The sequence below is a fragment of the Cryobacterium sp. AP27 genome (assembly GCF_056680495.1).
In genome coordinates this window covers 335,481-360,618 of sequence record NZ_CM155285.1, presented here as the reverse complement: position 1 = coordinate 360,618, position 25,138 = coordinate 335,481, and the positions used below count along the sequence as shown (strand labels likewise).

18 protein-coding genes and 1 tRNA gene are annotated in these 25,138 nt (G+C 66.4%); 11 read left to right on the top strand and 8 right to left on the bottom strand.

What is annotated here, in order from left to right:
* From AC1MB9_RS01745 to AC1MB9_RS01710, 8 genes are all read left to right on the top strand, one after another.
* A complete protein-coding gene (locus AC1MB9_RS01745; protein WP_479963324.1) occupies window positions 1-2,994 on the top strand; it encodes a multicopper oxidase domain-containing protein in 2,994 nt (997 codons plus the stop codon).
* Between the two features lie 54 nt (window positions 2,995-3,048).
* A complete protein-coding gene (locus AC1MB9_RS01740; RefSeq protein ID WP_479963323.1) occupies window positions 3,049-3,549 on the top strand; it encodes a hypothetical protein in 501 nt (166 codons plus the stop codon).
* 29 nt (window positions 3,550-3,578) lie between these two features.
* A complete protein-coding gene (locus AC1MB9_RS01735; protein WP_479963322.1) occupies window positions 3,579-5,435 on the top strand; it encodes a copper resistance CopC/CopD family protein in 1,857 nt (618 codons plus the stop codon).
* 14 nt (window positions 5,436-5,449) lie between these two features.
* Complete coding sequence (locus AC1MB9_RS01730; RefSeq protein WP_479963321.1) at window positions 5,450-8,470, top strand: S8 family serine peptidase; 3,021 nt, start codon at window positions 5,450-5,452, stop codon at window positions 8,468-8,470.
* Window positions 8,471-8,600: 130 nt separating this feature from the next.
* Window positions 8,601-9,314 (top strand): response regulator, encoded by a 714-nt coding sequence (locus AC1MB9_RS01725; protein ID WP_479963320.1) that lies wholly within the window; start codon window positions 8,601-8,603, stop codon window positions 9,312-9,314.
* A gap of 16 nt (window positions 9,315-9,330) precedes the next feature.
* On the top strand, window positions 9,331-10,764 hold the full coding sequence (locus tag AC1MB9_RS01720) for a sensor histidine kinase (RefSeq protein ID WP_479963319.1): 1,434 nt from the start codon (window positions 9,331-9,333) through the stop codon (window positions 10,762-10,764).
* A gap of 9 nt (window positions 10,765-10,773) precedes the next feature.
* Complete coding sequence (locus tag AC1MB9_RS01715) at window positions 10,774-12,150, top strand: FAD-binding oxidoreductase (protein WP_479963318.1); 1,377 nt, start codon at window positions 10,774-10,776, stop codon at window positions 12,148-12,150.
* The gene (locus AC1MB9_RS01710; RefSeq protein WP_479963317.1) at window positions 12,147-13,478 is read left to right on the top strand and encodes a class I SAM-dependent methyltransferase; all 1,332 of its coding nucleotides are present in this window, start codon (window positions 12,147-12,149) and stop codon (window positions 13,476-13,478) included. The genes AC1MB9_RS01715 and AC1MB9_RS01710 overlap by 4 nt, the downstream gene beginning before the upstream one ends.
* A 33-nt stretch (window positions 13,479-13,511) precedes the next feature.
* Here AC1MB9_RS01710 and AC1MB9_RS01705 read toward each other — a convergent pair.
* Together AC1MB9_RS01705 and AC1MB9_RS01700 are read right to left on the bottom strand one after the other, a co-directional pair.
* Window positions 13,512-13,584 (bottom strand) — tRNA-Thr (locus tag AC1MB9_RS01705).
* Between the two features lie 88 nt (window positions 13,585-13,672).
* On the bottom strand, window positions 13,673-14,581 hold the full coding sequence (locus AC1MB9_RS01700) for a DsbA family protein (RefSeq protein ID WP_479963316.1): 909 nt from the start codon (window positions 14,579-14,581) through the stop codon (window positions 13,673-13,675).
* A gap of 254 nt (window positions 14,582-14,835) precedes the next feature.
* On the opposite strand from AC1MB9_RS01700, the gene AC1MB9_RS01695 reads away from it, so the two are divergent.
* Both AC1MB9_RS01695 and AC1MB9_RS01690 read left to right on the top strand, forming a co-directional pair.
* Window positions 14,836-15,933, top strand: a complete 1,098-nt coding sequence (locus tag AC1MB9_RS01695) for an ABC transporter ATP-binding protein (RefSeq protein ID WP_479963315.1) — start codon at window positions 14,836-14,838, stop codon at window positions 15,931-15,933.
* 109 nt (window positions 15,934-16,042) lie between these two features.
* Window positions 16,043-17,386 carry a DUF4032 domain-containing protein gene (locus AC1MB9_RS01690; protein WP_479963314.1) on the top strand — a complete coding sequence of 448 codons (1,344 nt, stop codon included), beginning with the start codon at window positions 16,043-16,045 and terminating at the stop codon, window positions 17,384-17,386.
* Window positions 17,387-17,473: 87 nt separating this feature from the next.
* Here AC1MB9_RS01690 and rlmB read toward each other — a convergent pair whose 3' ends face one another.
* The 4 genes from rlmB to AC1MB9_RS01670 all read right to left on the bottom strand — a co-directional run bounded on the left by rlmB (window position 17,474) and on the right by AC1MB9_RS01670 (window position 21,866).
* On the bottom strand, window positions 17,474-18,607 hold the full coding sequence (gene rlmB, locus AC1MB9_RS01685) for a 23S rRNA (guanosine(2251)-2'-O)-methyltransferase RlmB (protein ID WP_479963313.1): 1,134 nt from the start codon (window positions 18,605-18,607) through the stop codon (window positions 17,474-17,476).
* Window positions 18,607-20,022 carry a cysteine--tRNA ligase gene (cysS, locus tag AC1MB9_RS01680; RefSeq protein ID WP_479963312.1) on the bottom strand — a complete coding sequence of 472 codons (1,416 nt, stop codon included), beginning with the start codon at window positions 20,020-20,022 and terminating at the stop codon, window positions 18,607-18,609. Before cysS ends, rlmB begins: the two co-directional genes overlap by 1 nt.
* On the bottom strand, window positions 20,019-21,257 hold the full coding sequence (gene ispD / locus AC1MB9_RS01675) for a 2-C-methyl-D-erythritol 4-phosphate cytidylyltransferase (RefSeq protein ID WP_479963311.1): 1,239 nt from the start codon (window positions 21,255-21,257) through the stop codon (window positions 20,019-20,021). The genes cysS and ispD overlap by 4 nt, the downstream gene beginning before the upstream one ends.
* 126 nt (window positions 21,258-21,383) lie before the next feature.
* Window positions 21,384-21,866 (bottom strand): CarD family transcriptional regulator, encoded by a 483-nt coding sequence (locus AC1MB9_RS01670; protein WP_479963310.1) that lies wholly within the window; start codon window positions 21,864-21,866, stop codon window positions 21,384-21,386.
* A 178-nt stretch (window positions 21,867-22,044) separates the two neighbouring features.
* Between AC1MB9_RS01670 and AC1MB9_RS01665 the strand changes: the two genes are divergently transcribed.
* Entirely contained in the window at window positions 22,045-22,596 is a 552-nt protein-coding gene (locus tag AC1MB9_RS01665; RefSeq protein WP_479963309.1) for a hypothetical protein, read from the top strand.
* A 643-nt stretch (window positions 22,597-23,239) separates the two neighbouring features.
* Here the strand turns inward: AC1MB9_RS01665 and AC1MB9_RS01660 are convergent.
* Window positions 23,240-23,923: a response regulator gene (locus AC1MB9_RS01660; RefSeq protein ID WP_479963308.1), complete on the bottom strand. Its 684-nt coding sequence runs from the start codon at window positions 23,921-23,923 to the stop codon at window positions 23,240-23,242.
* Window positions 23,924-23,936: 13 nt separating this feature from the next.
* Window positions 23,937-25,106 carry a sensor histidine kinase gene (locus AC1MB9_RS01655; RefSeq protein WP_479963307.1) on the bottom strand — a complete coding sequence of 390 codons (1,170 nt, stop codon included), beginning with the start codon at window positions 25,104-25,106 and terminating at the stop codon, window positions 23,937-23,939.
* Between the last annotated feature and the right edge of the window lie 32 nt (window positions 25,107-25,138).

The following is a 25,138-nucleotide window of genomic DNA, read 5'->3' as shown; positions in this document are numbered from 1 at the left end:
ATGACTCACAAGACGAGCATGAAGAAGGCAGCCTCCTCTATCGTGACCGGGCTCTTGGCCGGCGGAGGGCTGGCCGTGCTGGCGGCCCTCCTGCTGCCGGCCACAGCCGCCAGCGGCGCGACCCTGGACTGCACCGCTCCCGGCGACCTGTACACGATTTCCGGAACCACGACGCTGGGGACCCAGTCCGTGAAGGCGTGGGGCTACAGCAGCACCCCGGGCGCCATCCTGAGCCGCCCCGGCGGGCCTACGCTGTGCGTCACCGCCGGCGACACGGTCACGATCACCCTGCACAACACGCTGAACGAGAACACGGCCCTGCTCTTCCAGGGACAGGAGATGGTTCCGGACCGCACCGGCGCAGCACCGGCCGCAACGAAGGCCTACACATTCACGGCCGGTCGGCCCGGCACCTACCTTTACGAAGCGGGGCTGATCCCCAACGGCCAACACCAGGTGGCGATGGGACTCTACGGCGCCCTGATCGTCCGGCCCGCCACGGCCGGACAGGCCTATGACGCGACCACCACGTTTGACGACGAGGCCGTCCTCGTCCTCAGCGAGATCGACCCGACTCTCAACAACGCCACCAACCCCGCGAACTTCGACATGCGCAAGTACGCTCCCCGCTATTCGCTGATCAACGGCAAGACCCACCCGAACACCGACCCCATTGCGGCGACCGCTGCGGGCAACAAGGTCCTGCTGCGGTATGTCAATGCCGGCAACCTGTACCACTCCATGGCGTCGCTCGGCGCCGAACAGAGGGTCATCGCCCTCGACGGCAGCCCGCTGAACCTTGCACGTCACTACGTCGCCGAGACATTCGGCCCGGGGCAGACCGCGGACGCCATCGTCACGACCCCGGCCGCGAATGCCCAGCTGAACCGGGTGGCGATCTACGACAGCAGCCTGCTGCTGCACAACAGCAACATCGCCGGCATCGGCGGGATGCTGACCTTCGTCACGGTCCCCGCCGGCGGTGTCGTCGGATCCGACACCACCGGACCCGTCACCAGTGCCGTCGCCTACGCGACCGGTACCCTGAGCGCCACCATCGACGACACCACCACCGGCGGGGCGAGTATTGGGGGGGCCGAGTACTTCATCGACACCGTCGTCGGCACCGGTCTCGCCATGACGGGCAGCGGCGCGGGCAGCGTGAATGTCACCGCTTCGGTGAGCGTCCCGTCCGGTCAGCACATCGTCTATGTGCGGGGCCAGGACTCCGTCGGCAACCGGGGGGCCTTCAGCTCGGTGCTGGTCTCCGGCGGCGACGCCACCGGTCCCACCACCACGTCCCCGTCGCTGACCCCCGGCGTCACCAATGGTTCGGGCGCCGCGGGAATCGCCCTGCACGCCACCGGGAACGACACGGCCACCGGCGGCTCGAACATCACCGCCGCCGAATACTTCATCGGCGCCGTCGGCGCCGACGCCTCGGGCGCACCGATGACGGTCAACGTCGCCGCACCGATCGCCAGCCTGGATGCGACGATCCCCGCCTCGATCGTGAATGACCTGGCGGAAGGCACCCATCTCGTCTCGATCCACAGCAAGGACGCGTCGGGCAGCTGGGGCGCACCGGTCACGATCAACCTGGCCGTCGACAAGACGGCGCCCACCACGTCCGGCGTCTCGGCAGCACCGACCCCGAACAACGGCGCGCTGGCCTTCAACGGCGGCACCCCCGCGGTTCGGGTGACGGTGGCGACCATGTCCGATCCGACGGTGGCCACGGTCAACAGCACTATCAGCTCGGCCGAAGCGTTCATCGACACGGTCACCGCAATCGGCTCAGGCATCACCGTCAGGGCCACCGATGGCACGTACAACAGCGCCTCCGAGGCGGGTTATTTCGACATCCCGTTGGCCACCGTCGCCCAGCTCACGAACGGCGCTCACACGATTTATGTCCACGCCAAGGACACGGCGGGCAACTGGGGCGCCACCGCGACCACGACCCTGCTGATCGACAAGATCAAACCCGTGGTCACCAACGCCAACGCAACACCCAACCCAACCCTCGGCGCCAGCACGGTCAACCTCACCGCGCAAGCGACCGACAACGCAACAGCGATCAACCGCGCCGAGTGGTTCACCGGCACCGACCCCGGTCTCGGCAACGCCTCGGCGATGACCGTCACCGGGACCGGCCCGTGGACCCTGTCCTCACCTCCGATCGACGTCCGCGGCTGGAGCGAGGGCGCGTACACCCTCACCGTGCGAGCGCGTGACGCGGCCGGCAACTGGAGCGCGAACGCATCCACCACACTCCAGGTACGAGGGCCACTGTTCTTCTCAACCCTCGGAAACACCAACCCGCCCGGCGTCACCGGCACAGCCGATGACGCGGACATCTACAACTGGAACGGCGCCACCTTCACCCGCTCCATCGACGTCACCACCGCGCCCTACAACGTTCCCAACGGTGCCAACGTCGACGGCTTCGACCGCGTCAACGCCACCCAGTTCTACCTCTCCTTCACCGGCCAGGTGAACGTGCCAGGCATCGGCAACGTACAGGACGAGGACGTCGTCTACTACAACGGCACCTCCTGGTCACTGTTCTTCGACGGCAGCACGCACGGTCTGGGCGGCAACAACAACCTCGACCTCGACGCGATCAACGTCGCCGGGACCACCCTGTACTTCTCCACGCTGGGCAACACGAACCCGCCCGGAGTGACAGGCACCGCCGACGATGCCGACATCTACAGCTGGAACGGCACCGCCTACGCCAGGGTGATCGACGCCAGCACCGCGCCCTACAACCTGCCCGGCAACGCCAACGTCGACGGCTTCGTCCGAATCGATGACACCCACTTCTACCTATCGTTCAGCGCAACGAACACGACCGTACCGGTCCTCGGCGCCGTCCAGGACGAAGACGTCATCTATTACAACAACGGCACCTGGTCCGTCTACTTCGACGGCACCGCACACGGCCTCACCACCGACAACCTCGACATCGACGCCTTCGATGTCCCGTAATGATCTCCGCGGGGCGGCCTGCTTCAGGCCGCCTCGCGGAAGGAGGTCGACACCATGATCACCGATACCCCGCGCGAGTTGAACACCGAAGCGGTGAAGAAACGGCCCAACCGCGGCAGATGGGTCGCAATCGGGGTGGTTGCCATCCTGCTTCTCGGGGCGGGGACCGCTCGCGCCTGGTGGCCGGATCAGAAGACCGACGTTCGCGCGGGGACCACACTGGTCACGGCCGAGGGTATGGCGGCTCGCTACGGAATCGACGTCAACCTCATCGGGGTGACGGCGGCGGGTGGGCTGATCGAGTTCCGGTATCAGGTCGTCGACCCCGACAAAGCCGACCGGATGGTTCACGACACCGCCCTGCTTCCCATCGTTGTCGTGGAGGACTCCGGGGCGACCATGGTCATCTCCAGGCCCCACCACGGGGCCGATCCCCAGTTGGGGGGAACGTACTTCTTCTTGTTCGCCAACGCCCACAACGCCATTCGTCCCGGATCACAGGTCACCCTGGTGATGGGTGATGTGAGGCTCGAGCACATTGTGGCCCAGGGATGAACCGCCGCCGGCTCCGGGGCGGGAGCCGCGTGACCGCGATCGTGATCGCCGTCTTCGTCGTACTCCTGTCCGGGGCATCGCCGGCGTGGGCCCACGGTGGGCTCGAGCGCTCCGATCCTCCCGCCGGCGGGATGGTCGCCGTGGGCAAATCCGCCCTCACCCTCTGGTTCACGGAAGCCATCGCCGAAAGCGCCAGCACCTTCGATCTGCAAACCTCCGACGGGGTGATCGTGGCCGTGACGACGTCCGTGTCGGCAACGGACCACGGAGGTGTTGTCCAGATCGCAACGCCACCTCTGGCGAAGGCGACCTATCTACTGGACTGGAGAGTACTCTCCACCGAAGACGGTCACACGTCCAGCGGATCGGTGTTATTCGGCGTCGGGACCCGCCCCTCCGGTGTCGCGGCGGAAGCACAGGGAATCCCGGATGCTCCCGGATTGTTGCTGCGCTGGATCGATCTGACGGCGATCATGCTGGTGATCGGGGCACTGGCCGTCTCCGGCCGTGTCTTCGGTTCGATGGGTGAGCTGGGGATCGCTCCCCGTCGGCGCTCGATTGGGATCGGGGCGCGGGCGGCCGGCGTCGCGGTCATCTCGGGGGCAGCCACCCCGTTTCTGCTCATGCAGCGCGACGGGCGCGGGCTCGCAGCCTGGTTCGACGCGACATGGGCCACCCTGACCGGCACGCCATGGGGCCACCTGTGGCTTGCGCGCGAAATCGCGCTCGTGATCGTGGCCGTCGCGCTGTTCGGGGCGGCCCGTTCCAGCGGCGCCGGCCGGAGGGTGATGATCACCGCCGTCGCCCTGGTGGCTGTGGTGTTCCTGGAGTCGTGGGCCGGCCATGCTTCCACGTTGCCCAGCCGGTCCGCGCTGGCCGCAACGGTCTCCGCCGCCCACCTCGCCGCCGCGGGTATCTGGGTCGGCGGCCTCCTCATCCTTGCCGTCTGCCTGATTCCCGTGATGCGGGAGCACCCGGTCCTTCGCGGTCCACTTCTCGCGTCCGCGTGGCGGGCATTCAGCCCGATGGCGGCGACAGCGGCCGTGGTCGTACTGGCGACGGGACTGTACGAAACGGGGCGACACATCCCTGACTTGCGGTCGGTCGGCTCGACCGTCTACGGCACCGCCGCCGCCGGAAAGCTTGGGCTGTTCCTCGTGGCGCTGATCCTGGCGGGTGTCAACATGCTCCTCGTCAACCCTCGTCTGGGAGCGGCGGCGGCACGTCTTCTGGGCCGGCCCGTGGGTTGGACGCCGGTGCCGTTGCCGTTGCCGTTGCGTCGATTCACCACCGTCGCGGTCGCGGAGGTCCTTGTCCTGATGATCGCGATCGGGACCGCGAGTCTGCTCACCTCGGTTCCCACGGCCACGGAGATTGCCACATCGACGAGGCAGACCGCCCTGCACACGGCCACCGTCGATGGTCTTTTCGTCACCTTCGAGCAGGTGGGGGCCGGGGATGATCAGAGCCGGGTGATCGTTCGGGCGCGTTCGATCGTCAAGCTGGAACAGGCACCCGTCCGTGCGGTCTCGATCGCCCTCGTGGGCCCCCCGGGGGCGACAGCGAACATGTCCCTGGAGCGAGTCGAGCCGGGCCGCTATGAAACTGAGACGGCGAATCCGACTCCCGGCGCCTGGACGGCGTCCGTGTCCCTGCAACGGGACGGCCTTCCGGACGCGGTCACGCAGATCGAATGGACCGTGCCCGCCCCGAGTGCCGACGACATCCGCCCCCTGGAGGTCGTCACGACCGGTTTGGCCATCCTGCTGGTGGCCGCACTGCTCGCTGCCGTGGGCGTGGTCCGCCGACGTCGCGAAAGCGTCATGCGGCTAGCGCTGCACCGCCCCGAAATGGCCCTGAGCGGAAAGAGAGAGAGTCAACGATGAGAAGGATCCTCGCCGTGACCGCGTTGGTCGCCCTGCTGGTGGTCGGTCTCGCCCCGGCGGCGTCGGCCCGAACCACCACGCCATCGAAAGCCGGCGGCATGACTTCCGGCGTTCAGTCGATCCTTGCGTCTCTCCCTTCCAGCGAAATGACGACGGTGGTCGTGATCTTGCGCGACCAGACCGACCTGAAACGAGTTCCCGGCGCTACCCGTGCGGCTCGTCTGAAGGGAACGATCCTGGCACTGAGGGCGAAGGCAAACGCCTCTCAGGTGCCGATCCGAGCTGTGTTGCGCGCCCGGGCGGCCCAGGGCAAGGTCGCCGGGACCACACCTCTCTGGGTCATCAACGGCATCTCGGTGACGGCCACCGCAGACGTCATCCGGGACCTGGCGGCGCGCCCGGACGTCGCGAGCGTCACCCCCGAGCAGATCTCCGTGGTCCCTGCGGTGGCGAACCCGGAACCGAGCATCGCCCAGGTCAGCGCCCCGGCCCTGTGGGATCTGGGCTTGACGGGTCAGGGCGTGGTCGTTGCCAGCCTGGACAGCGGCGTTGACGTGTCGCATCCGGACCTCGCCGGCCGTTGGCGGGGCGGCACAGACAGCTGGTACGACCCTTACGGTGAGCATCCCACAACACCGACCGACCTCTCCGGTCACGGTACAGCGACGACCGGCGCAATCGTCGGCGGAGACGCCGGCGGCTCGAATATCGGGATGGCGCCCGGTGCCACGTGGATCGCCGCCAAGATCTTCAACGATCGGGGCCTGGCAACCGCGACGGCGATTCATCAAGCCTTCCAATGGGTGCTCGACCCCGACGGTGATCCGAATACGCCAGACGCTCCCCAGCTCGTCAACGGGTCCTGGTCGATCGGCGCCGGTCCCGGCTGCGACCTGTCGTTCCAGCTCGACCTGCAGGCGTTGCGCGCGGCCGGGATTCTGCCCGTCTTCGCCGCCGGCAACTACGGTTCCGCTGGTTCGACCAGCGTCAGTCCGGCCAACTACCCGGAAGCCGTGGCCGTGGGCGCGGTCACCGGCACCGATGTGGTCTACTCCGCAAGCAGCCGAGGTCCCTCCACCTGCGGGGCGCGCACCCGGGTCTTCCCGGATCTGGTTGCGCCAGGCGTCAACATCCGTACCACCGATCGGTACGGTCTGTACCAGACGGCCTCTGGCACGTCCATGTCCGCTCCGCAGGCCACCGGAGCGCTGGCGCTGCTGCTCGGCGCCGTCCCGGGGCTTTCCGTCGATCAGGCGCAGGCCGCACTCACCGGCACGGCCCTTGATCTCGGCCCCAGCGGTCCGGACCCCGTGTATGGCAACGGCCGGCTCAGCGTGCCGGCCGCCTACCAGTGGATTCTGGCACAACGGGACTTCGGAGTCGACCTCACCCCGGCGGTGTCGAGTTCGGTCGTCGGGGGGAGCACGACCTACGCAGTCCAGGTCATACGGTCGTACGGATTCAGCGGCGACATATCCTTGTCGTTGTCCGGCCTGGGTGCGGCGCAGGCGGACTGGACATTCACCCCATCGGTCCTGACCGGGAGCTCCGGCACGTCCCAACTGATGATCACCACGTCGGCGTCGGTTCCTGTCGGCACGTACGCCCTGACGGTCACCGCCGCCAGCGGCGCCACGAGCCGGACTGCTTCCGCAACGCTGACAACCACGGCAACCAGCGCCGGCGACTTCACCGGGCCGACGACGACGTCCCCGACCCTGACCCCGAGCTCCACCAACGGTGCGACGGACACTGCTCTGCATGCCACCGGTGACGACACCGCTACCGGGGACTCCGCCATCGCGGCGGCCGAGTACTTCACCGATACCCTCGGCGTCGACGGGGCTGGAACGGCGATGAGCGTCGCCTCCGCCGCATCCATCGCCGGCCTGGATGCCACGATCCCGGCGGCGACGGTGAATGCCCTCGTGAATGGGAGTCATACGATTTATGTCCACGCCAAGGACGCGGCGGGCAACTGGGGCGCCACCGCGACCACGGCCCTGCTGATCGACAAGATCAAGCCGGTGGCCGGCGTCGTCAGCGCTGCCCCCAACCCGACCCAGGGTTCCACCTCGGTGAACCTGACCGCGCAGGCGACGGACAACGTCACGGCCATCACCCGCGCCGAGTGGTTCACCGGCACCGACCCCGGTCTCGGCAACGCCACACCGATGACCGTCACCGGGACCGGCCCCTGGAACCTGTCCTCACCTCTGATCGACGTCCGCAACTGGAACGAAGGCACCTACACCCTCACCGTGCGAGCGCGTGACGCAGCCGGCAACTGGAGCGTGAACGCCTCCACCGTGCTCCAGGTGACGGCGCCGCTGGTCTACTCGACGTTCGGGAACGCCAACCCGCCCGGCGTGATAGCCAACGCCGACGACGCCGACATCTACAGCTGGAACGGCACCGCCCACAGCCGGGCAATCGACGTCAGCGTGACGCCCTATGGCCTGCCGGGCAATGCCAACGTCGACGGCTTCGACCGCGTCAACGCCACCCAGTTCTACCTCTCCTTCACCGGCCAGGTGAACGTGCCAGGCATCGGCAACGTACAGGACGAGGACGTCGTCTACTACAACGGCACCTCCTGGTCACTGTTCTTCGACGGCAGCACGCACGGTCTGGGCGGCAACAACAACCTCGACCTCGACGCGATCAACGTCGCCGGGACCACCCTGTACTTCTCCACGCTGGGCAACACGAACCCGCCCGGAGTGACAGGCACCGCCGACGATGCCGACATCTACAGCTGGAACGGCACCGCCTACGCCAGGGTGATCGACGCCAGCACCGCGCCCTACAACCTGCCCGGCAACGCCAACGTCGACGGCTTCGTCCGAATCGATGACACCCACTTCTACCTATCGTTCAGCGCAACGAACACGACCGTACCGGTCCTCGGCGCCGTCCAGGACGAAGACGTCATCTACTACAACGCGGGCGTCTGGTCCGTCTACTTCGACGGCACCGCACACGGGCTCGGTACCACCGGAAGCCTCGACATCGACGCCTTCGATGTCCCGTAGCGACGTCTGTTCGCATTATCTGAGCGCTCGCGGGTCGCCGTGGTGTGTGATGACACAACTGCACCTATCCAGAAAGGCTAATCTCCGACATACTTCGAACATCATCCATGGTCGGACTAGAGGACAGTCAATGGGCGAACCCGAAGTTGCCCCGGACGTCGAAGACCCGAGTGTCACGTCGGAGCTTCCGAGGCGCGCTGTGCGCGTACTGATTATCGATGACCATACAACGTTCACGGAGCTATTGGCCGGGGCGCTGGATCGCGAGCCGGACCTCCGGAGCGTGGGTTTCGCCGGCAACGCCGAGACCGGTTTCGAGCAGGCCATGGCGCTCAGGCCCGACGTCGTGATCATGGATTATCACCTGCCGGACGGCGACGGCATCTCGGCGGCCGTACGCATTCTGGAGCAGGCCCCCGATACCCGGATTGTGCTGTTGACGGGCGACCCGACCCCTGAATCGTTGATGCGGGCCGCTGCGACAGGCATATGCGCTTTTCTGCCCAAGGACGGTTCCCTCGCGGCGCTGCTTGACGCCCTCCGGCACGCACGGATTGGGGCGATGATGGTGCGCCCCTCCCTGGTAGCGCAACTCGGCGAGGTGCATGTGTCCAAGAGGGAGGACGTGTGGAGCCCGTCCCTCACCCAACGCGAACGGGCGGTGCTGCAACTCATGGCGGAGGGCTACGACGTCGGTTCGAACGCGAGGACGCTCGGGATTTCGCAGAACACCTGCCGCGGCTACGTCAAGTCCATACTCGCCAAGCTCGGTGCCCACACGCAGCTGGAAGCCGTGGTCGCGGCGCGCAAGCTCGATCTACTCGACATGAGGCGGGATGCCTAGGCCGGCGGATCGCCCGATGGAGAGACCCAAACACGACCACGCGTCCGAGGAACGGTCCGAAGTCCGGTCCGCCGTCGGTCGATTCCTGCTCGCGGGGTTCGTCGCTCTCGTCCTCGTCGGCACACCCGCAGCGCTGTGGGTCCGCGCCCAGGCCGAGGCCCATGCCCTGAGCAACGTCATCCTCGTGACGCAGCGACTGGCCGACTATGCGCTTGCCCCGATGATCACCGGTCAGCTTCTGGACGGGGAACCGTCGGCACTGCGCATTCTGGACGAGCGACTCGCTCCCTGGGTGGACAAGGGCACAGTGCTGCGCATCAAAGTCTGGGACGCGGACGGCAGAATTGTCTATTCGGATGTATCGGAGTTGATCGGGAAGCGCTATGAGCTCCCGCAAGGAGGGCCGGCGCTTCTGATCGGCGGTCCGGGAGTCAGCGAGATTGGGAACTCGACCGGATCGGAGCATGCGTTCCAGCCTCTGTCCGGCGACATGGTCGAGGTCTACGTGGGGTCGTTCGCCCCCGAGGGAGCTCCCCTCGTCTTCGAGGCCTACTTCGACGACGACATCGTTCGCGAGGAGCAAACCGCCGTTCTGCTCGACATGGCCCCGGCCTTCCTGCTGGCACTGGGGGTGCTTCAGCTTGCCCAGCTGGTACCGGCCGTGCGGCTGGCACGGAGGATCCAGGCCGGCCAGGCGGCAAGGCGACGCCTCCTCCAGCGGACCATCGATGCGTCGGCCCAGGAACGACGTCGGATCGCACGAGATCTGCACGACGACGTCATCCAGGACCTCGCTGGTCTCTCCTACGCGATGGAGTCTGAGATCAGTCGCGGAAACTCGGACCAGCTCCCCTTGTTCACCCGCGCGCTCGGTCTCCTCCAGCAAAACGTTCGCACTTTGCGGGCGATGACCACCGAGTTGTACACGCTCGACCTCGACGGGCTCGGGTTCCCGGTTGCCCTGTCCCGGATCGCCGACCCGCTGCGCGAGCGGGGCATCAACGTGACCCTCACCCTGCCGGAAAAGTATGACCTGAGCCGCGAGGAATCCGCCGTTCTCTACCGGGTGGCCCGGGAGGTGCTGGCCAACATTCTCAAGCACTCCGCTGCGCGCACCGTGGAGTGCACCCTCGTTGCCGACGGAAACCGATCACTGCTGCGCATCAGCGATGACGGACGAGGGTTCGATCAATCAGCGGGGGCTCCGGAGGGACACCTCGGGCTTCGGATGATGAGAGACACCATGCGTGAAGTCGGCGGGGAATTGGACATCAGTGCGCGCCCCGGCGGGGGAACCGTGGTCAGCGCCAGCCTGCCCCGTTCGGAAGCGGCACGGAGCAGACCGGCACGTGCCGGAACACGCCGACCGGCGGGCGACGTCGCAGGAGTGCACGACACCTTCGATATTTGGTCGGGGCCCGCCGATGCGGTCCCCGTGATCGAGGACTAGCTTGGACGCGTGTCCCCTCCCGCGATCGACGCACTGACCGCTCACGCCGCCGGCGTAGAGCGCCTCCTGGCGAGCTACCGGGCGGTCCCGCCGACGGCATCCGTTCGTCTTGCCAAGCCCACCTCGAATCTGTTCCGATCACGTGCCAAGCCGAAAGTCAGGGGCCTCGACACGTCGGGACTGGTGGGCGTCATCGTGGTCGACCGGGAGGCACTGACCGCGGACGTGGACGGCATGTGCACCTACGAGGATCTCGTCGCCACGACGCTCCCCCTCGGGTTGGTGCCGCTCGTGGTGCCGCAGCTGAGGACGATCACCCTCGGCGGCGCGGTCACCGGCCTCGGGATCGAGTCGACGTCCTTCCGAAACGGTATGCCGCACGAGTCGGTGCTGGAGATGGACGTCCTCACGGGGGCGGGAGAGCTGCTCACCGCTTCGCCCACCGAACACGCGGACCTCTACCGCGCCTTCCCCAACTCGTACGGCACCCTCGGCTACGCGGTGCGCCTGCGAATCGAGTTGGAGCCGGTCGAACCGTTCGTTGCGCTCAGGCACCTACGATTCCACTCGCTCACCGACCTGGTCGCTTCGATGGACGGCATCATCAAGACGGGCGTGGCGGACGGTGCCCGCGTGGATTACCTCGACGGTGTGGTGTTCAGCGCCGAGGAAAGCTACCTCTGCGTTGGCACGCAGACCGCGGCACCCGGCCCGGTGAGCGACTACACCGGACAACAGATCTACTACCGCTCCATCCAGCATGGTGACGGTGTCAAGCAGGACCGGCTCACCATTCACGACTACCTGTGGCGGTGGGACACCGACTGGTTTTGGTGCTCAGAAGCGTTCGGTGCGCAGCATCCGCGGATCCGGCGAATCTGGCCGCGCACGCTTCGGCGCAGCAGCGTCTACTCGAAGCTGATGCGCTACGAACAGAGATTCCATATCGGAGACCGCATCGAACGGCTAGGCGGCCGCCCGGCACGCGAACGCGTCGTGCAGGACGTCGAGGTGCCGATCGAAGGGTGCGCGGAATTCCTGGACTGGTTCCTCGCCACCGTGCCGATCGAGCCCATCTGGTTGTGCCCGCTGCGGTTGCGGGGCGACGGATGGCCGCTCTACCCGCTCCGGCCCCAACAGACCTACGTCAACGTCGGGTTCTGGTCCACGGTGCCGGCGGGATCGGCCGAAGGGCAGACAAACCGGCTGATCGAAGGCAAGGTCAGCGACGTCCACGGACACAAGTCGCTCTATTCCGACTCCTACTACTCCCCCACGCAGTTCGCGGAACTCTACGGCGGCGAGGCTTATCGGCGCGTGAAGACACGATATGACCCCGACGCACGTCTCCTCGACCTTTATGAAAAGGCGGTGCAACGACGATGACAACGTTTCAGGAACATTCGCCGGAGAAGGCGGAAACGACGGGTCGGCTGGGGGCACCGGGGAAGCTCTCTCTCGCGGAGATCCTCGAGATCCTTGCCGGCGGGCGCCTCCCGCTCAGGTTCACCGCATACGACGGGAGTTGCGCCGGTCCGCGCGACGCACCCTTCGGCCTGGAGCTGAAGACGCCGCGAGGCACCACCTATCTGGCCACCGGACGCGGCGATTTGGGCATGGCCCGCGCCTACATCGCCGGTGACCTCGAGATCCATGGCGTGCACCCGGGCGACCCCTACGAACTCCTCAAGTCGCTCACCGGCGATCTAATCTTCACGCTGCCAGCGCCTCGAGTGGCCGCCAACATCATCCGCTCCATCGGCATCACGCACCTAGGCCCGATCTCACCGCCGCCGCAGGAGGTGCCGCCACGATGGCGCCGCGTCGCCGGAGGACTGCGGCATGGGAAGACCCGCGACGCCGAAGCAATCCACCACCACTACGACGTGTCGAACACCTTCTACGAGTGGGTACTGGGGCCGTCGATGACATACACCTGCGCGTGCTACCCGCGGCTCGACGCATCACTGGACGAGGCGCAGCAGAACAAGTACCGGCTGGTATTCGAGAAGCTGCGGCTGAAGCCGGGCGATCGTCTGCTCGATGTCGGGTGCGGCTGGGGCGGCATGGTGCGCTACGCCGCCCGTCGCGGCGTCACCGCCACGGGGGTGACGCTGTCGGAACAGCAAGCCGTGTGGGCGCAGGGCAAAATCGCCGACGAAGAACTCGGCGCCCTGGCCGAGGTACGTTTCGGCGACTACCGGGACATCGTGGAGACCGGCTTCGACGCCGTCTCATCGATCGGGCTGCTCGAGCACATCGGGGTGCGCAATTATGCGTCGTACTTCCAATTTCTGCAATCCAGGATGCGCCCCGGCGGGCTGCTGCTGAACCACTGCATCACCCGGCCGGACAACCAGTCCCGGCCCGCGACCCGCGGGTTCATCGACCGCTATGTCTTCCCTGACGGGGAACTCACCGGCTCCGGCCGCATCATCGGTGTGGCACAGGACGTCGGGTTGGAGGTGCTGCATGAGGAGAACCTCCGTCACCACTACGCGTTGACCCTGCGCGACTGGTGCACCAATCTGGTGGAGCACTGGGATGAAGCGGTCGACGACGTCGGGCTGCAGACCGCGAAGGTGTGGGGACTGTATATGGCCGGGTCACGACTTGCCTTCGAGACTGGTGGGATTCAGCTGCATCAGGTGCTGGCGATCAAACCGGATGACGGCAGCGGTGGTCTGCCGCTTCGCCCGTGGTGGACTCCCTGATTCGCGGGAGTCGACCCGGCTGTCGGGAATCTGGGCCGGCCACGAGACTCGAACTCGTAACCCCCACTTTACAAGAGTGGTGCGCTACCAATTGCGCCAGGCCGGCAAGAGGCATTTCAACCTCAAGCATCCATCCTAGCGGCACCGCACCGGGCCACGGACAACCATCGCGTTTCGTCGCCTCGTGGCACCGGTCAGCCGGCGGGGGCCGGCGTGGGTGTCGACGTCGAGTAGCTCTCGCCGACGGACTGCAGCACGAAGGCCGCGAATTCCTTGGGGTCGGTCAGGCTGCCCTGGTATTGCTTGCCGTCCACCAGCACGGTGGGAGTCTCCGCGATGGCGGTGATGGCGGAATCCGGGATCGGCCCGCTCGTGGCCCGATCTGTGGCCGCGATGACCCAGGACTTGTACGTCTCGTCGGTGATGCACGCGTTGATCTTCGACACGGACGTGCTCACACCCGACGCCGTCACAACGTCCTGGAGCTCGGCGTCGCTGCGCCCTACGGTGTTTTCCTCCGGCTGGTCCTCAAAGAGCGCGGAGTTGAAGGCGTAGAAGTCGTCTGGCGAGTAGTTGGCGACGCACGCGGCGGCGTTGGCCGCGCGCAGCGAGTACTGGCTTCCCGCGGAACGGCCGGTGAGAATTGCGATCGGGTGAATCTCGACCGTCGCGGCTCCCGATTCAACCCACTTGGCGATCTGGTCACCGTTCGTCGTCTCGAACTGGCCGCAGAACGGGCACAGGTAGTCCACGTACACCCGAATGTTCGCCACGGTGCCCGTCGCGTCGGGCTCGGAGGCGATGGGCTTCGCGTCGGGCTCGAGGGCGGTGGTCGTGACGGCCGTGAGCCCCTCGCCGAGGAGGAGTCCGTCGCTCGCCATGTTCGCCGGGCCGGGAACGGCCGGACGGATCGAGCCCATGATGACGAGGGCCACAATCACCACAATCCCGATGGCGGCGACACCGATGCCGCCCTGCAGCAGGATCTTGTTGCGGCGGTCTTTCTTCTTCTGCAGGGCGCGCAGCTGCCTGGCTTTGTCTCTGGCCGCGTCACGTCGCTGGTTCTTCGAAGGACGGTTGTCGTTCGTTCCGCCAATAGTCATAAATGCTCGCTCCGCATAGTGAATGTGTGCCCAGTTTCAATGCTGATGCAGTGCAAATAATACGGCCCCGCACTGTGAGTAAACCACAGGGGCGTCGGGCACCACCCCCAAAAGTGGCTGTACCGGCGGCGTCGCGGACGGATATGCCATACTGAAAAGGTTCGGTGGTTTTTTTTGGACCGTCGAATACACAAAAAATCCTATTCACAACGGATCGTCCGGCACGTACCTGCCGGTGAAGGAGATTAAAAACCATGGCTTCAGTGACCTTTGACAAAGCAACCCGCCTGTACCCGGGTTCCACTCGCCCCGCTGTCGATCAGCTTGACCTTGAGGTCGCTGACGGTGAGTTCCTCGTCCTCGTCGGACCGTCAGGTTGCGGAAAGTCCACCTCGCTCCGCATGCTCGCGGGTCTCGAAGAGGTCAACGACGGCAACATCTTCATCGGTGAGCGCAACGTGACGGATGTCCCGCCGAAAGACCGCGACATCGCCATGGTTTTTCAGAACTACGCCCTGTACCCGCACATGACCGTCGCCGAGAACATGGGCTTCGCGCTCAAGATCGCCGGAATCAACAAGGACGAGCGTGCGACTCGGGTTCTCGAGGCCGCCAAGCTGCTCGACCTGGAGGCGTACCTGAGCCGCAAGCCGAAGGCGCTCTCCGGTGGTCAGCGTCAGCGCGTCGCCATGGGTCGTGCCATCGTGCGTCAGCCCCAGGTGTTCCTCATGGATGAGCCCCTGTCCAACCTTGATGCGAAGCTGCGCGTGCAGACCCGCACGCAGATCGCTAGCCTGCAGCGTCGCCTCGGCGTCACCACGGTCTACGTGACCCACGACCAGACGGAGGCGCTCACCATGGGTGACCGTATCGCCGTTCTGAAAGACGGTGTTCTGCAGCAGGTCGGCTCCCCCCGCGACCTGTACGCCAAGCCGCAGAACGTGTTCGTAGCCGGCTTCATCGGCAGCCCGGCGATGAACCTGTTTCTCGCCGACACCGTCGATGGCGGCGTTAAGTTCGGTACCGCCACGATTCCCGTTCAGCGCGAAACCCTTGCCAGCGTTGTCGGCAAGAAGGTCACCGTGGGCATCCGCCCGGAGGACATCCAGATGTCGTCCACGGCCGGCGAGGGCCTGCAGATCGAGGTCGACCTCGTCGAGGAGCTCGGCGCCGACGGGTATCTGTACGGTCACTCCACCATCGAGGGCAAGCGCACCGACATCGTCGCCCGCGTCGACGGTCGCTCGCACCCCTCGGCCGGCGAGACGGTGTACCTCACCGCCACGCCGAACCACCTGCACGTGTTCGACTCCGAGAGCGGCCTGCGCCTCGGTGGCGCCGTAACCGACTAGGCCCGCGCGGCTCGGTCTGAACAGTGGGTCTCGATCGGCTCAGACGGCGCAGGACTGCGCTGTCTGGGCCGGTCGAGGCCCTTTTTTCTCTAAACGTTAGGCTCGTTTCATGAGCGGTTCCCTCAACATCACGTCAGCCATCGCCGACCCGGCCCTTCTGGACTTGCCCTGGCAGCTCCCGCTGGACGCCTGGCCCAACGACGCCATCGCCTCACTGCCCAAGGGCCTCTCCCGCCACCTCGTGCGATTCGCTCACCTCAGCGGCCGTGTCGTGGCCATCAAGGAGACCACGAGCGAGATGGCGCGCGGCGAGTACGACATGCTTCGCAACCTGCAGGGCCTCGAGGTCCCGTGCGTCGAGCCCGTCGCCGTGATCACCAATCGAACGGATGTGGACGGTCAGCCCCTGAACTCCGTGCTGGTCACCCGGCACCTCAAGTTCTCGCTCCCCTACCGTGCCCTCTACTCGCACACCCTGCGCCCGGACACCGCCACGCGACTCATCGATGCTCTCGCCGTGCTGCTCGTGCGGGTGCACATGGTCGGCTTCTTCTGGGGAGACGTCTCGCTCTCCAACACCCTGTTCCGTCGTGACGCCGGAGCATTCGCCGCGTATCTCGTCGACGCCGAAACGGGTCAGCTGTACGTGGGCGGCCTGTCAAACGGGCAGCGCGAGAATGACCTGGAAATTGCGCGAGTCAACATCGCCGGCGAGCTCATGGACCTGGAAGCGGGCGGCCGCGTGGCAGACGAGCTTGACCCGATTCGGGTGAGCAACGGGATCGTCGCCGCCTACCGGTCGCTCTGGAAGGAACTCACCGGATCCGAGTCGTTCGCAAGCACCGAACGTTGGCGCATCATCCAGCGCGTCGAACGCCTCAACGAACTCGGCTTCGATATCGAAGAACTGACGATCAAAACCGATACCGACGGCACGAAGGTGCGCATCCAGCCGAAGGTCGTCGACGCCGGCCACCACCAGCGTCGCCTGCTGCGACTCACCGGGCTCGACGCCGAGGAGAACCAGGCCCGCCGTCTGCTGAACGACCTCGACTCCTACCGCGCGTCCTACAGCAAGGACGAAGCGGACGAGGACATGGTGGCGCACGAGTGGCTGGTGCGCGTCTTCGAACCCGTCGTGCGAGCCATCCCCACCGAGCTCCGCGGAAAACTCGAACGCGCGGAGGTATTTCACCAGATGCTGGACCACCGCTGGTACATGGCGCAGAACCAGTCTCGCGACATTCCCCTGGCCGAGGCCGTGAGTTCCTACGTGCACGACGTGCTGCAGCATCGACGCGACGAGGCCACCGTGATGGACCCGGCCACGGAGTCGATCACGCTGCCTACCCGGGTGATCCGCGCCAACGCCGCACCGGACGACGAGCCTGACGAAGCCGACGATGCCCATACCGATCCCGACGACGCGACCGACTGGAAGCTCAAGGTCTAGCTGCTCCCCGGCGAGGCGGGGCGCACGACGAAGGGGGTGACGGATGCCGCGGCATCCGTCACCCCCTTCGTCGTGCGCCTGCGGGGTCTAGCCCTGCTTCGCGGCCTTGATCGCAGCGCGCAGTCGAGAAACTTCGTACAGGGTGACGCCGACGGCGATACCCGCGTTGAGCGACTCGGTCGCGGCACTGATCGGGATGGAGACGATCGCGTCGCACGTCTCGGTGACGAGGCGGGACAGCCCCTTGCCCTCGCTGCCGACGACGATCACGATCGGACGTTCGGCGAATCCCTGACCGAGCTCGGGAAGCAGAACGTCGCCGTCGCCGTCGAGGCCGAGCACGAACACGCCCTGTTCCTTGAGCGCCTTGAGCGTCTGCGTGAGGTTGCTGGCCATGGCCACGGGCGTGCGCGCCGCGGCGCCGGCCGAGGTCTTCCAGGCCGAAGCTGTCACGCCCACGGAGCGACGTTGCGGCACGATGACACCGTGTCCGCCGAATGCCGCAGTGGAGCGGATGATCGCACCCAGGTTGCGCGGATCGGTGATTCCGTCGAGGGCCACGAATACCGGCTTGTGCCCGCGGCTGATCGTGAGCTGCAACAGCTCCATCGGGTGCGCGTACTCGTAGGCCGGAACCTTGAGTGCGACACCCTGGTGTACGGAGTCGCGTCCGGCCAGCCGGTCGAGCTCGGGCCGCATGACCTCGAGGATGGGGATGTTGCGGCTGGTGGCCATGAGGAGAACCTCTTTGACCCGCTCGTCCATTTCGATGCGGGACGCGATGTACAGCGTGGTCGCGGGGATCTTGGCGCGGAGCGCCTCAACGACCGAGTTGCGGCCGGTCACGATTTCGTGTTCGTCGACCTGCTTGGCACGGCGGGTGGACGCGCCGCCACCACCGGAATTACCGGTGCTGCGCTGTCCGGGCTGCGAGCCCCCGCGGGGGGTCTGCGGCGCGCCGCGACTCGAGCTACGGGCACCGCCGCGCGGTGCGTTTTCGCTGGTCTCCTTGGCCGGACGCGACGCGAACCCGCCGGACGCGGCGAAGCGGTCCTTGGCGGCCTTCTTCTTGCCGGCGGGGTGGTACGGACGGTCTTCGGCCTTGGGCGTGGGCTTCTTGCCCTCCAGCGCCTGGCGGCCCTGGCCGCCGGAGCCGACCTGGCCGCCGCGGCTGCCCTTGCGCACGGACCCGGTACGGGCCTTGCGGTCTGTGTTCTTCATCAGTCAAAACTCCAATGGGCACCCGAGGGTGTGTCTTCGATGGTTATTCCGGCGGCGACGAGTTCGTCCCGGATACGGTCTGCGGCTTGATAGTCGCGGGTTTCCCTGGCGGTTTCGCGATCCTTGAGCAGGCGCTCAACGAGTGCGGTGAGGGCGACCATGGCGGGCTCATCCGTGGCTACCGACCATTCGGTCGACAGGGGATTGATTCCGAGAACTTCGCTCATGGCGAGCACTTCACCACGGGCGGAAGCCGCCGCGTGCAGGTCTTCGGCGTCGAGCGCCGCATTTCCGGCACGCACGGTGTCATGCAACACCCCGAGCGCCTGGGGCACAGCCAGGTCGTCGTCCATGGCCTCGGCGAATTCCACGGGAACGACGAGTGCACCCGAGCCGGCGAATCGCGTGTCGGCGAGACGGCGGTCGGCACGGTCGAGGAAGCTCTCCACTCGCTCGAGCGCGGCCTCCGCCTCCAGCAGGGCTCCGTCGTGATAGTCGATGGTGGAACGGTAGTGAGCGGCACCGAGGTAGTAGCGCACCACAATGGCGCGGGCCTGGTCGAGCAGTTCCGCGGCGTAAATGGAATTGCCGAGCGACTTGCTCATCTTCTGGCCGTTCACGTGCACGAGGCCGTTGTGCATCCAGTAGCTCGCAAACGGGTCACCGGCCGCCGTGGACTGAGCGAGTTCGTTCTCGTGGTGCGGGAAGCGCAGGTCGAGGCCGCCGCCGTGAATGTCGAACGCGGCACCCAGGTAACGCACCGCCATGGCGGAGCATTCGATGTGCCAGCCCGGTCGGCCGGCTCCCCACGGCGAGTCCCAGGCGGCGGACTCGGGTTCGCCGGCCTTGCGGCCCTTCCACAGGGCGAAGTCGCGCGGGTCACGTTTGGCGCGCGGATCGGCGTCCACCGCCGCTTCCATGTCGCCGTGGCCTTGACGGGTGAGGTCGCCGTACCCGTCCCAACTGGCCGTTTCAAAGTACACATCACCGGACTCATCCTTCGCCGGATAGGCGTGGCCGCGGTCGATGAGCCGGGTGATCAGGTTCTGCATCTCCTGGATGCTCGCCGTCGCCCGCGGTTCGTAGGTGGGCGCGAGGATTCCGAGACGTTGGTAGCCGGCGGTGAACTCGAGTTCGTAGCGATAGGCGAGAGCCCACCACTCCTCCCGCGAGCCCTGCACGTTGACCAGGATCTTGTCGTCGATGTCGGTCACGTTGCGAATGAAGGTGACGTCGAGGCCGCGGTAGGTGAGCCAGCGGCGCAATTGGTCGTACACGAGCGCGCTGCGCAGGTGGCCGATGTGCGGGCTGGACTGCACGGTGGGTCCGCACACGTAGATTCCGGCCTTGCCGGCCTCAATGGGAACGAAGTCGCGGAGGGCCTGGGCCTTGGAATCGTAGAGTCGCATGGTCACACGTCCAAGCTTAGGACAGGCCGCATGACGGCCGGCCGAGCGGGCGGGACGAGCGGCAGGAGCAGGGCCGTCGCGGTCGCCGCGATACCCTCGCCGCGACCGGTGAAACCGAGTGCGTCCGTGGTCGTCGCCGCGATGTTCACGGGTGCCCCAAGCAGGCCGGCGAGCAGTGCCTCCGCTTCGGCCCGTCGGGGCGCGAAGCGGGGGCGGTTGCCGATGATCTGCACCGACACGTTGCCGACCGTGAAGCCGGCCTCGGTGACGAGTCGCAGGGTCTCGATGAGGAAGACGTCGCCGTGGGCGCCGGCGAGCCGGGCATCCGCTGTGCCGAAGGTGCCGCCGATGTCGCCGAGGCCTGCTGCGCCGAGCAGGGCATCGCATACGGCGTGCACGGCCACATCGCCGTCGCTGTGACCGGAGAGTCCGCGCTCCCCCGGCCACTCGAGACCGGCGAGCCAGAGTTCTGCGGTGTCGCTGAAGGCGTGCACGTCGAGGCCGGTCCCGATGCGCGGCGCGGCCATGGCAGGTGCGGCGGGCGAGAGCAGCTGCTCCGCGCGGTCGAGGTCGTCGGGGGTGGTGATCTTGAATGCCAGCGGGGAGCCCGCGATCACGCGCACGGCGTGACCCGCGGCGGCGACGAGCGCCGCGTCGTCCGTTGCCTGATCGGTGAGCGTGTCGTGGGCCGCCACGAGAACGGCGCGCGGGAAGCCCTGCGGCGTTTGCACGGCCGACAACTCGGAACGGTCGACGGTGCCCCGAATGGCAGCGGATGCGTCGACGCGTTTGATCGTGTCGATGACGGGCAGTCCGGGGATCGCCCCGTCCGACGTGGCACGCACGGCGGCCACGATGCGGTCGCACAGCGCCGACGGGGTGAGGGCGCGCGCTGCGTCATGCACGAGCACGATTTCGACGTCGTCGCCGAGGGCCGCGAGTCCGCGGTCCACGGATTGCTGACGGGTTGCCCCGCCGGGGACCACCGTGACCGGGCCCCGCGCCGCGCTGGCCGCGGAGGCGTCGGCGGCGACGGCGCGCGCCTCGCCGAGGCGGTCCTCCGGTGCGACCACAATCACCTGAACGGGCTCCGACATGCCCAGGACGCCGAGGAGCGCGTGCTCCAGCAGGGTGCGGCCCAGAAGATGCACGAATGCCTTGGGATGCGAGTGGCCGAGCCGCGTGCCGTTTCCAGCCGCGACGACAATGACCCCGACTGTGGGAGCGGGTGTTTCATTCATGGCGGAGGCTATCTTCTGGGCGGAACGGACGAGTGGACGAGGCGCCGCCGTGAAGCAACGCAAGCGAACGGCGGCACCTTGCGGTACCGCCGTTCCCAGGGGAAAGTACGTTGGAGTTGTAGGGGCTTACGACGCGAGAACCTCGTCGAGAACGGTCGAGGCCTTCTCTTCATCCGTCTTCTCGGCCAGGGCGAGTTCGCTGATCAGAATCTGACGCGCCTTGGCGAGCATGCGCTTTTCCCCGGCCGACAGGCCGCGATCCTGGTCGCGGCGCCACAGGTCACGAACGACCTCCGAAACCTTGATGACGTCACCGGAGGCAAGTTTTTCGAGGTTTGCCTTGTAGCGACGAGACCAGTTCGTGGGTTCTTCGGTGAACGGCGCGCGCAGCACGTCGAAAACCTTGTCGAGCCCCTCACGACCGATGACGTCGCGAACACCAACGAGATCGACGTTCTCGGCCGGCACCTCGATGGTGAGGTCGCCCTGGGTGACGTTGAGCTTGAGATACAACTTTTCTTCACCCTTGATGATGCGCGTCTTGACCTCTGTGATCACTGCGGCACCGTGGTGGGGATAAACGACGGTTTCGCCAACTTCGAAAAGCATAAATGTGTATCCCTTCAGCAACGTATAGGTTACCACATTGAGTAGTGGTAGGGTGCGGTCGGTTTGCCGGAGGGCGCCGTCCGTCCCGTGCCGGGCGCTATCGCCGCTAAGCTGGACACAAAGCGAATTTTGCAGCACCGAGCCCTTCCGCGCGGTCGCTGCCCGTTGTGGAGGTCTTGTGAGTGCGCGCATCGTTGCATCCGTTGTTATAGCGGCCGGCATCCTGATCGGAACGAGCGCCTGCGGCTTTGGTTCCCCCCAGGCCACGCTCATCCAGTACGACCCCAGTGACGGAGTCAGTGGCGATGTCGGCGACGTCGCCATTCGCAACGCCCTGCTGCTCTCCGAAGACGGCGAACGCGCCAGCCTCCTCGTCACCGCGGTCAACGCCGGCGACACCGCCGAGAGCCTCACGGTGCAGTACGAGGCCAACGGTGAAAAGGTGACCGAGCTCGTGACCCTGCGTGCGAACTCCAGCGTCACGATCGGTGCGAAGGACGAGCCGACGGTGACCCTCGAAAACATCGACACGCCTGCCGGCGAACTGTTCCCCGTGTTCTTCCAGTACGGCGAAGAGACCGGCGTACAGCTGCTTCTCCCCGTGCTCACTGGCGAGCAGCCCGAATACCATGGCTTGCTCCCCGCGGCGGTTCCCGGAACGACCGCCACCGCCATTCCCACCGACGCACCCGCCGAAACCGCCACTCCGACGGAGGCACCGGCTCACTAGGCCACAACCGAGCGGCGCCGCCTCTCCTCCTGGCTGCGGCTCTCCCCGGCGCTCATCCTGCCGGGCGCTGCAGGTCCGCAGGCGGGACGACCGCACTGATTACTCGCGCGCCTCGGCTCGCCGCCCGAGTCGCACCGCCGCCCGAGTCGGGCGGCGGTTTCGTCGCTCCGGACGCATTCTGCGCGTCGCTGTGCCCACCGCGTCGCACCCGACCGCAAGAGACCCTCGAATGGGGGTCGAATTCATGTGCACTTCACGGCATACTCGGGAGCATTACGCCACGAGTCGCCGGGAGCGTGCCCGCCCCGGCGAGAGGAGACCACATGCGATTCACCTGTCCGTATTGCCACTCTGCAGCGCGCCTCACTCCCAATCCGGCTCACGATCGGCGGGCGGATGCTCCCCGTTACGTGCTGGACTCCTCCGGGTGCAGTCGCACCGTTGTGGGACGCGCTCCCACGACCTCGCACGGTAGCGATCGGGTGCGGCCCGGCTCCGACCGGAATCAATCCCGCACGCTAGCGGTTCAGGCGCCGAAGCACCCCTCACGACCGCCCGGCGCGACCGTCGTTGGGACGCCCGCTGGTGCCCGATTTGCGTCACCCGTGCGTCAGCCTCAAGGCCGTCCGAACCTCACCAGAGGCTAGGCCTCGAAGCGATACCCCAGCCCACGCACCGTCACGAGCATCGTCGGCTCGGACGGAGTCGCCTCGATGCGCGACCGGATGCGTTTGATGTGCACGTCGAGCGTCTTCGTATCACCGAAATAGTCCGTTCCCCAGACCCTGTCAATGAGCTGCCCGCGAGTGAGCACGCGGCCCGCGTTACGCAGCAGATACTCGAGCAGCTCAAACTCCTTCAACGGCATATTCACGACCTCACCCGATACGGAGACGGTGTGCCGCTCAATGTCCATGCGTACGGTGCCGGCCTCCAGCGTCGATTCGTCCGCGTCGCCGTCCTGCTCCGTGTGCCGACGCATGACCGCCCGGATACGGGCCAGCAGCTCGCGGGTCGAATAGGGCTTCGTGACATAGTCGTCGGCGCCGAGTTCGAGGCCGACCACAACATCGACCTCTGAGTCCTTGGCCGTGACCATGATGATCGGCACCGTGGAGCGCGTGCGGATTTCTCGGCAGACCTCGGTCCCCGGGATCCCCGGAAGCATCAGGTCGAGCAGAATCAGGTCGGTGCCACTGCGGTCGAACTCGGCGATCGCGCTCGGCCCGTCTTCGGCAACCGTGATTTCGTAACCCTCACGTTCAAGCAGAAAACTCAACGGTTCGCTGAGTGCACTTTCGTCTTCGACCAAAAGGATGCGTGTCACTGGGTGTGTCCTATCACTGAGCGTCGTGCGGCGCCGCAGCGACGCCGTGGATGTCGATTGACTTGGCGGCCGCCGGAAGGCGGATGGTGAAGGTGGATCCCCGCCCGGGCTGGGACCAGAGGCGGATATCGCCGCCGTGGTTTTGTACGACGTGCTTCACGATGGACAGCCCCAGGCCGGTGCCGCCGGTGTGCCGCGAACGCGCCTGGTCCACCCGGAAGAAGCGCTCGAAAACGCGATCAACGTCGCTTTCGGCAATTCCGATGCCCTGGTCGGTCACGGTTATTTCGACGACGTTCTTCTGCTTGCGCACGCCGATTCCCACGCGCGATCCCGGTTGAGAATAGTTGACCGCATTGGACACGAGGTTGTGCACCGCCACGATCAGCAGCTTTTCATCTCCGTATACGAAGGCCCCGGACTTCTTGCCGACGGCAATGGTGATGTTCTCGGCCTCGGCCACGACCCGGCTTTGGTCGACCGCCGCCGCGACGATCTCGTCAACATTCAGGCGCTCCGGCGTCGCGAGCGCGTCCTGCGCCTGGAGGCGCGAGAGCTCGATGATCTCCTGCGTGAGCCGAGCCAGTCGGGCCGATTCGGTCGTCAGCCGGTTGGCGAAGCGACGCACCTGGACCGGTTCGTCGGCCGCCTGGTCGAGCGCCTCGGCCAGCAGCCCGACCGATGCAATCGGGGTCTTGAGCTCGTGGCTGATGTTCGCCACGAAGTCGCGACGCACCTCATCCAGTCGGAAGGACTCCGTACGATCCTCCGCCAGGATGAGCACGTACCGCGTCCCGAGACGCGCCACCCGCACGCGATAGCGCAGGCTCGCGTCGCTGAACGGGCCTCTCGAAAGAACGAGATCCTCGGAAATGGGCTCGCCGGTTCGACGCACACGCCGGGCGAGTTCGACGAGTTCCGCATGCACGAGTTGCGCGTTGTAGACGAGGCCCATCGTGAGGGCCGCGGCCGAGGTCTTGACCACATTGTTGGACGGATCGAGCACAATTCCGGCCGATTCCAGCGCGTCCAGCACCTGGTCGATCCCGTCGGGGACCACCGGGTTAACCACCTCGGCTGCCCGTCGACCGTGGTGCTCGGCCAGCTGCAGCAGCGCTACGAACCCCGCACCGACTCCCAGACCCAGTGCCAGAGACAACAGCACCAGCCATGTCGATTGCATATAGCCAGAATACCGGCGTTTCGCGTCCCATC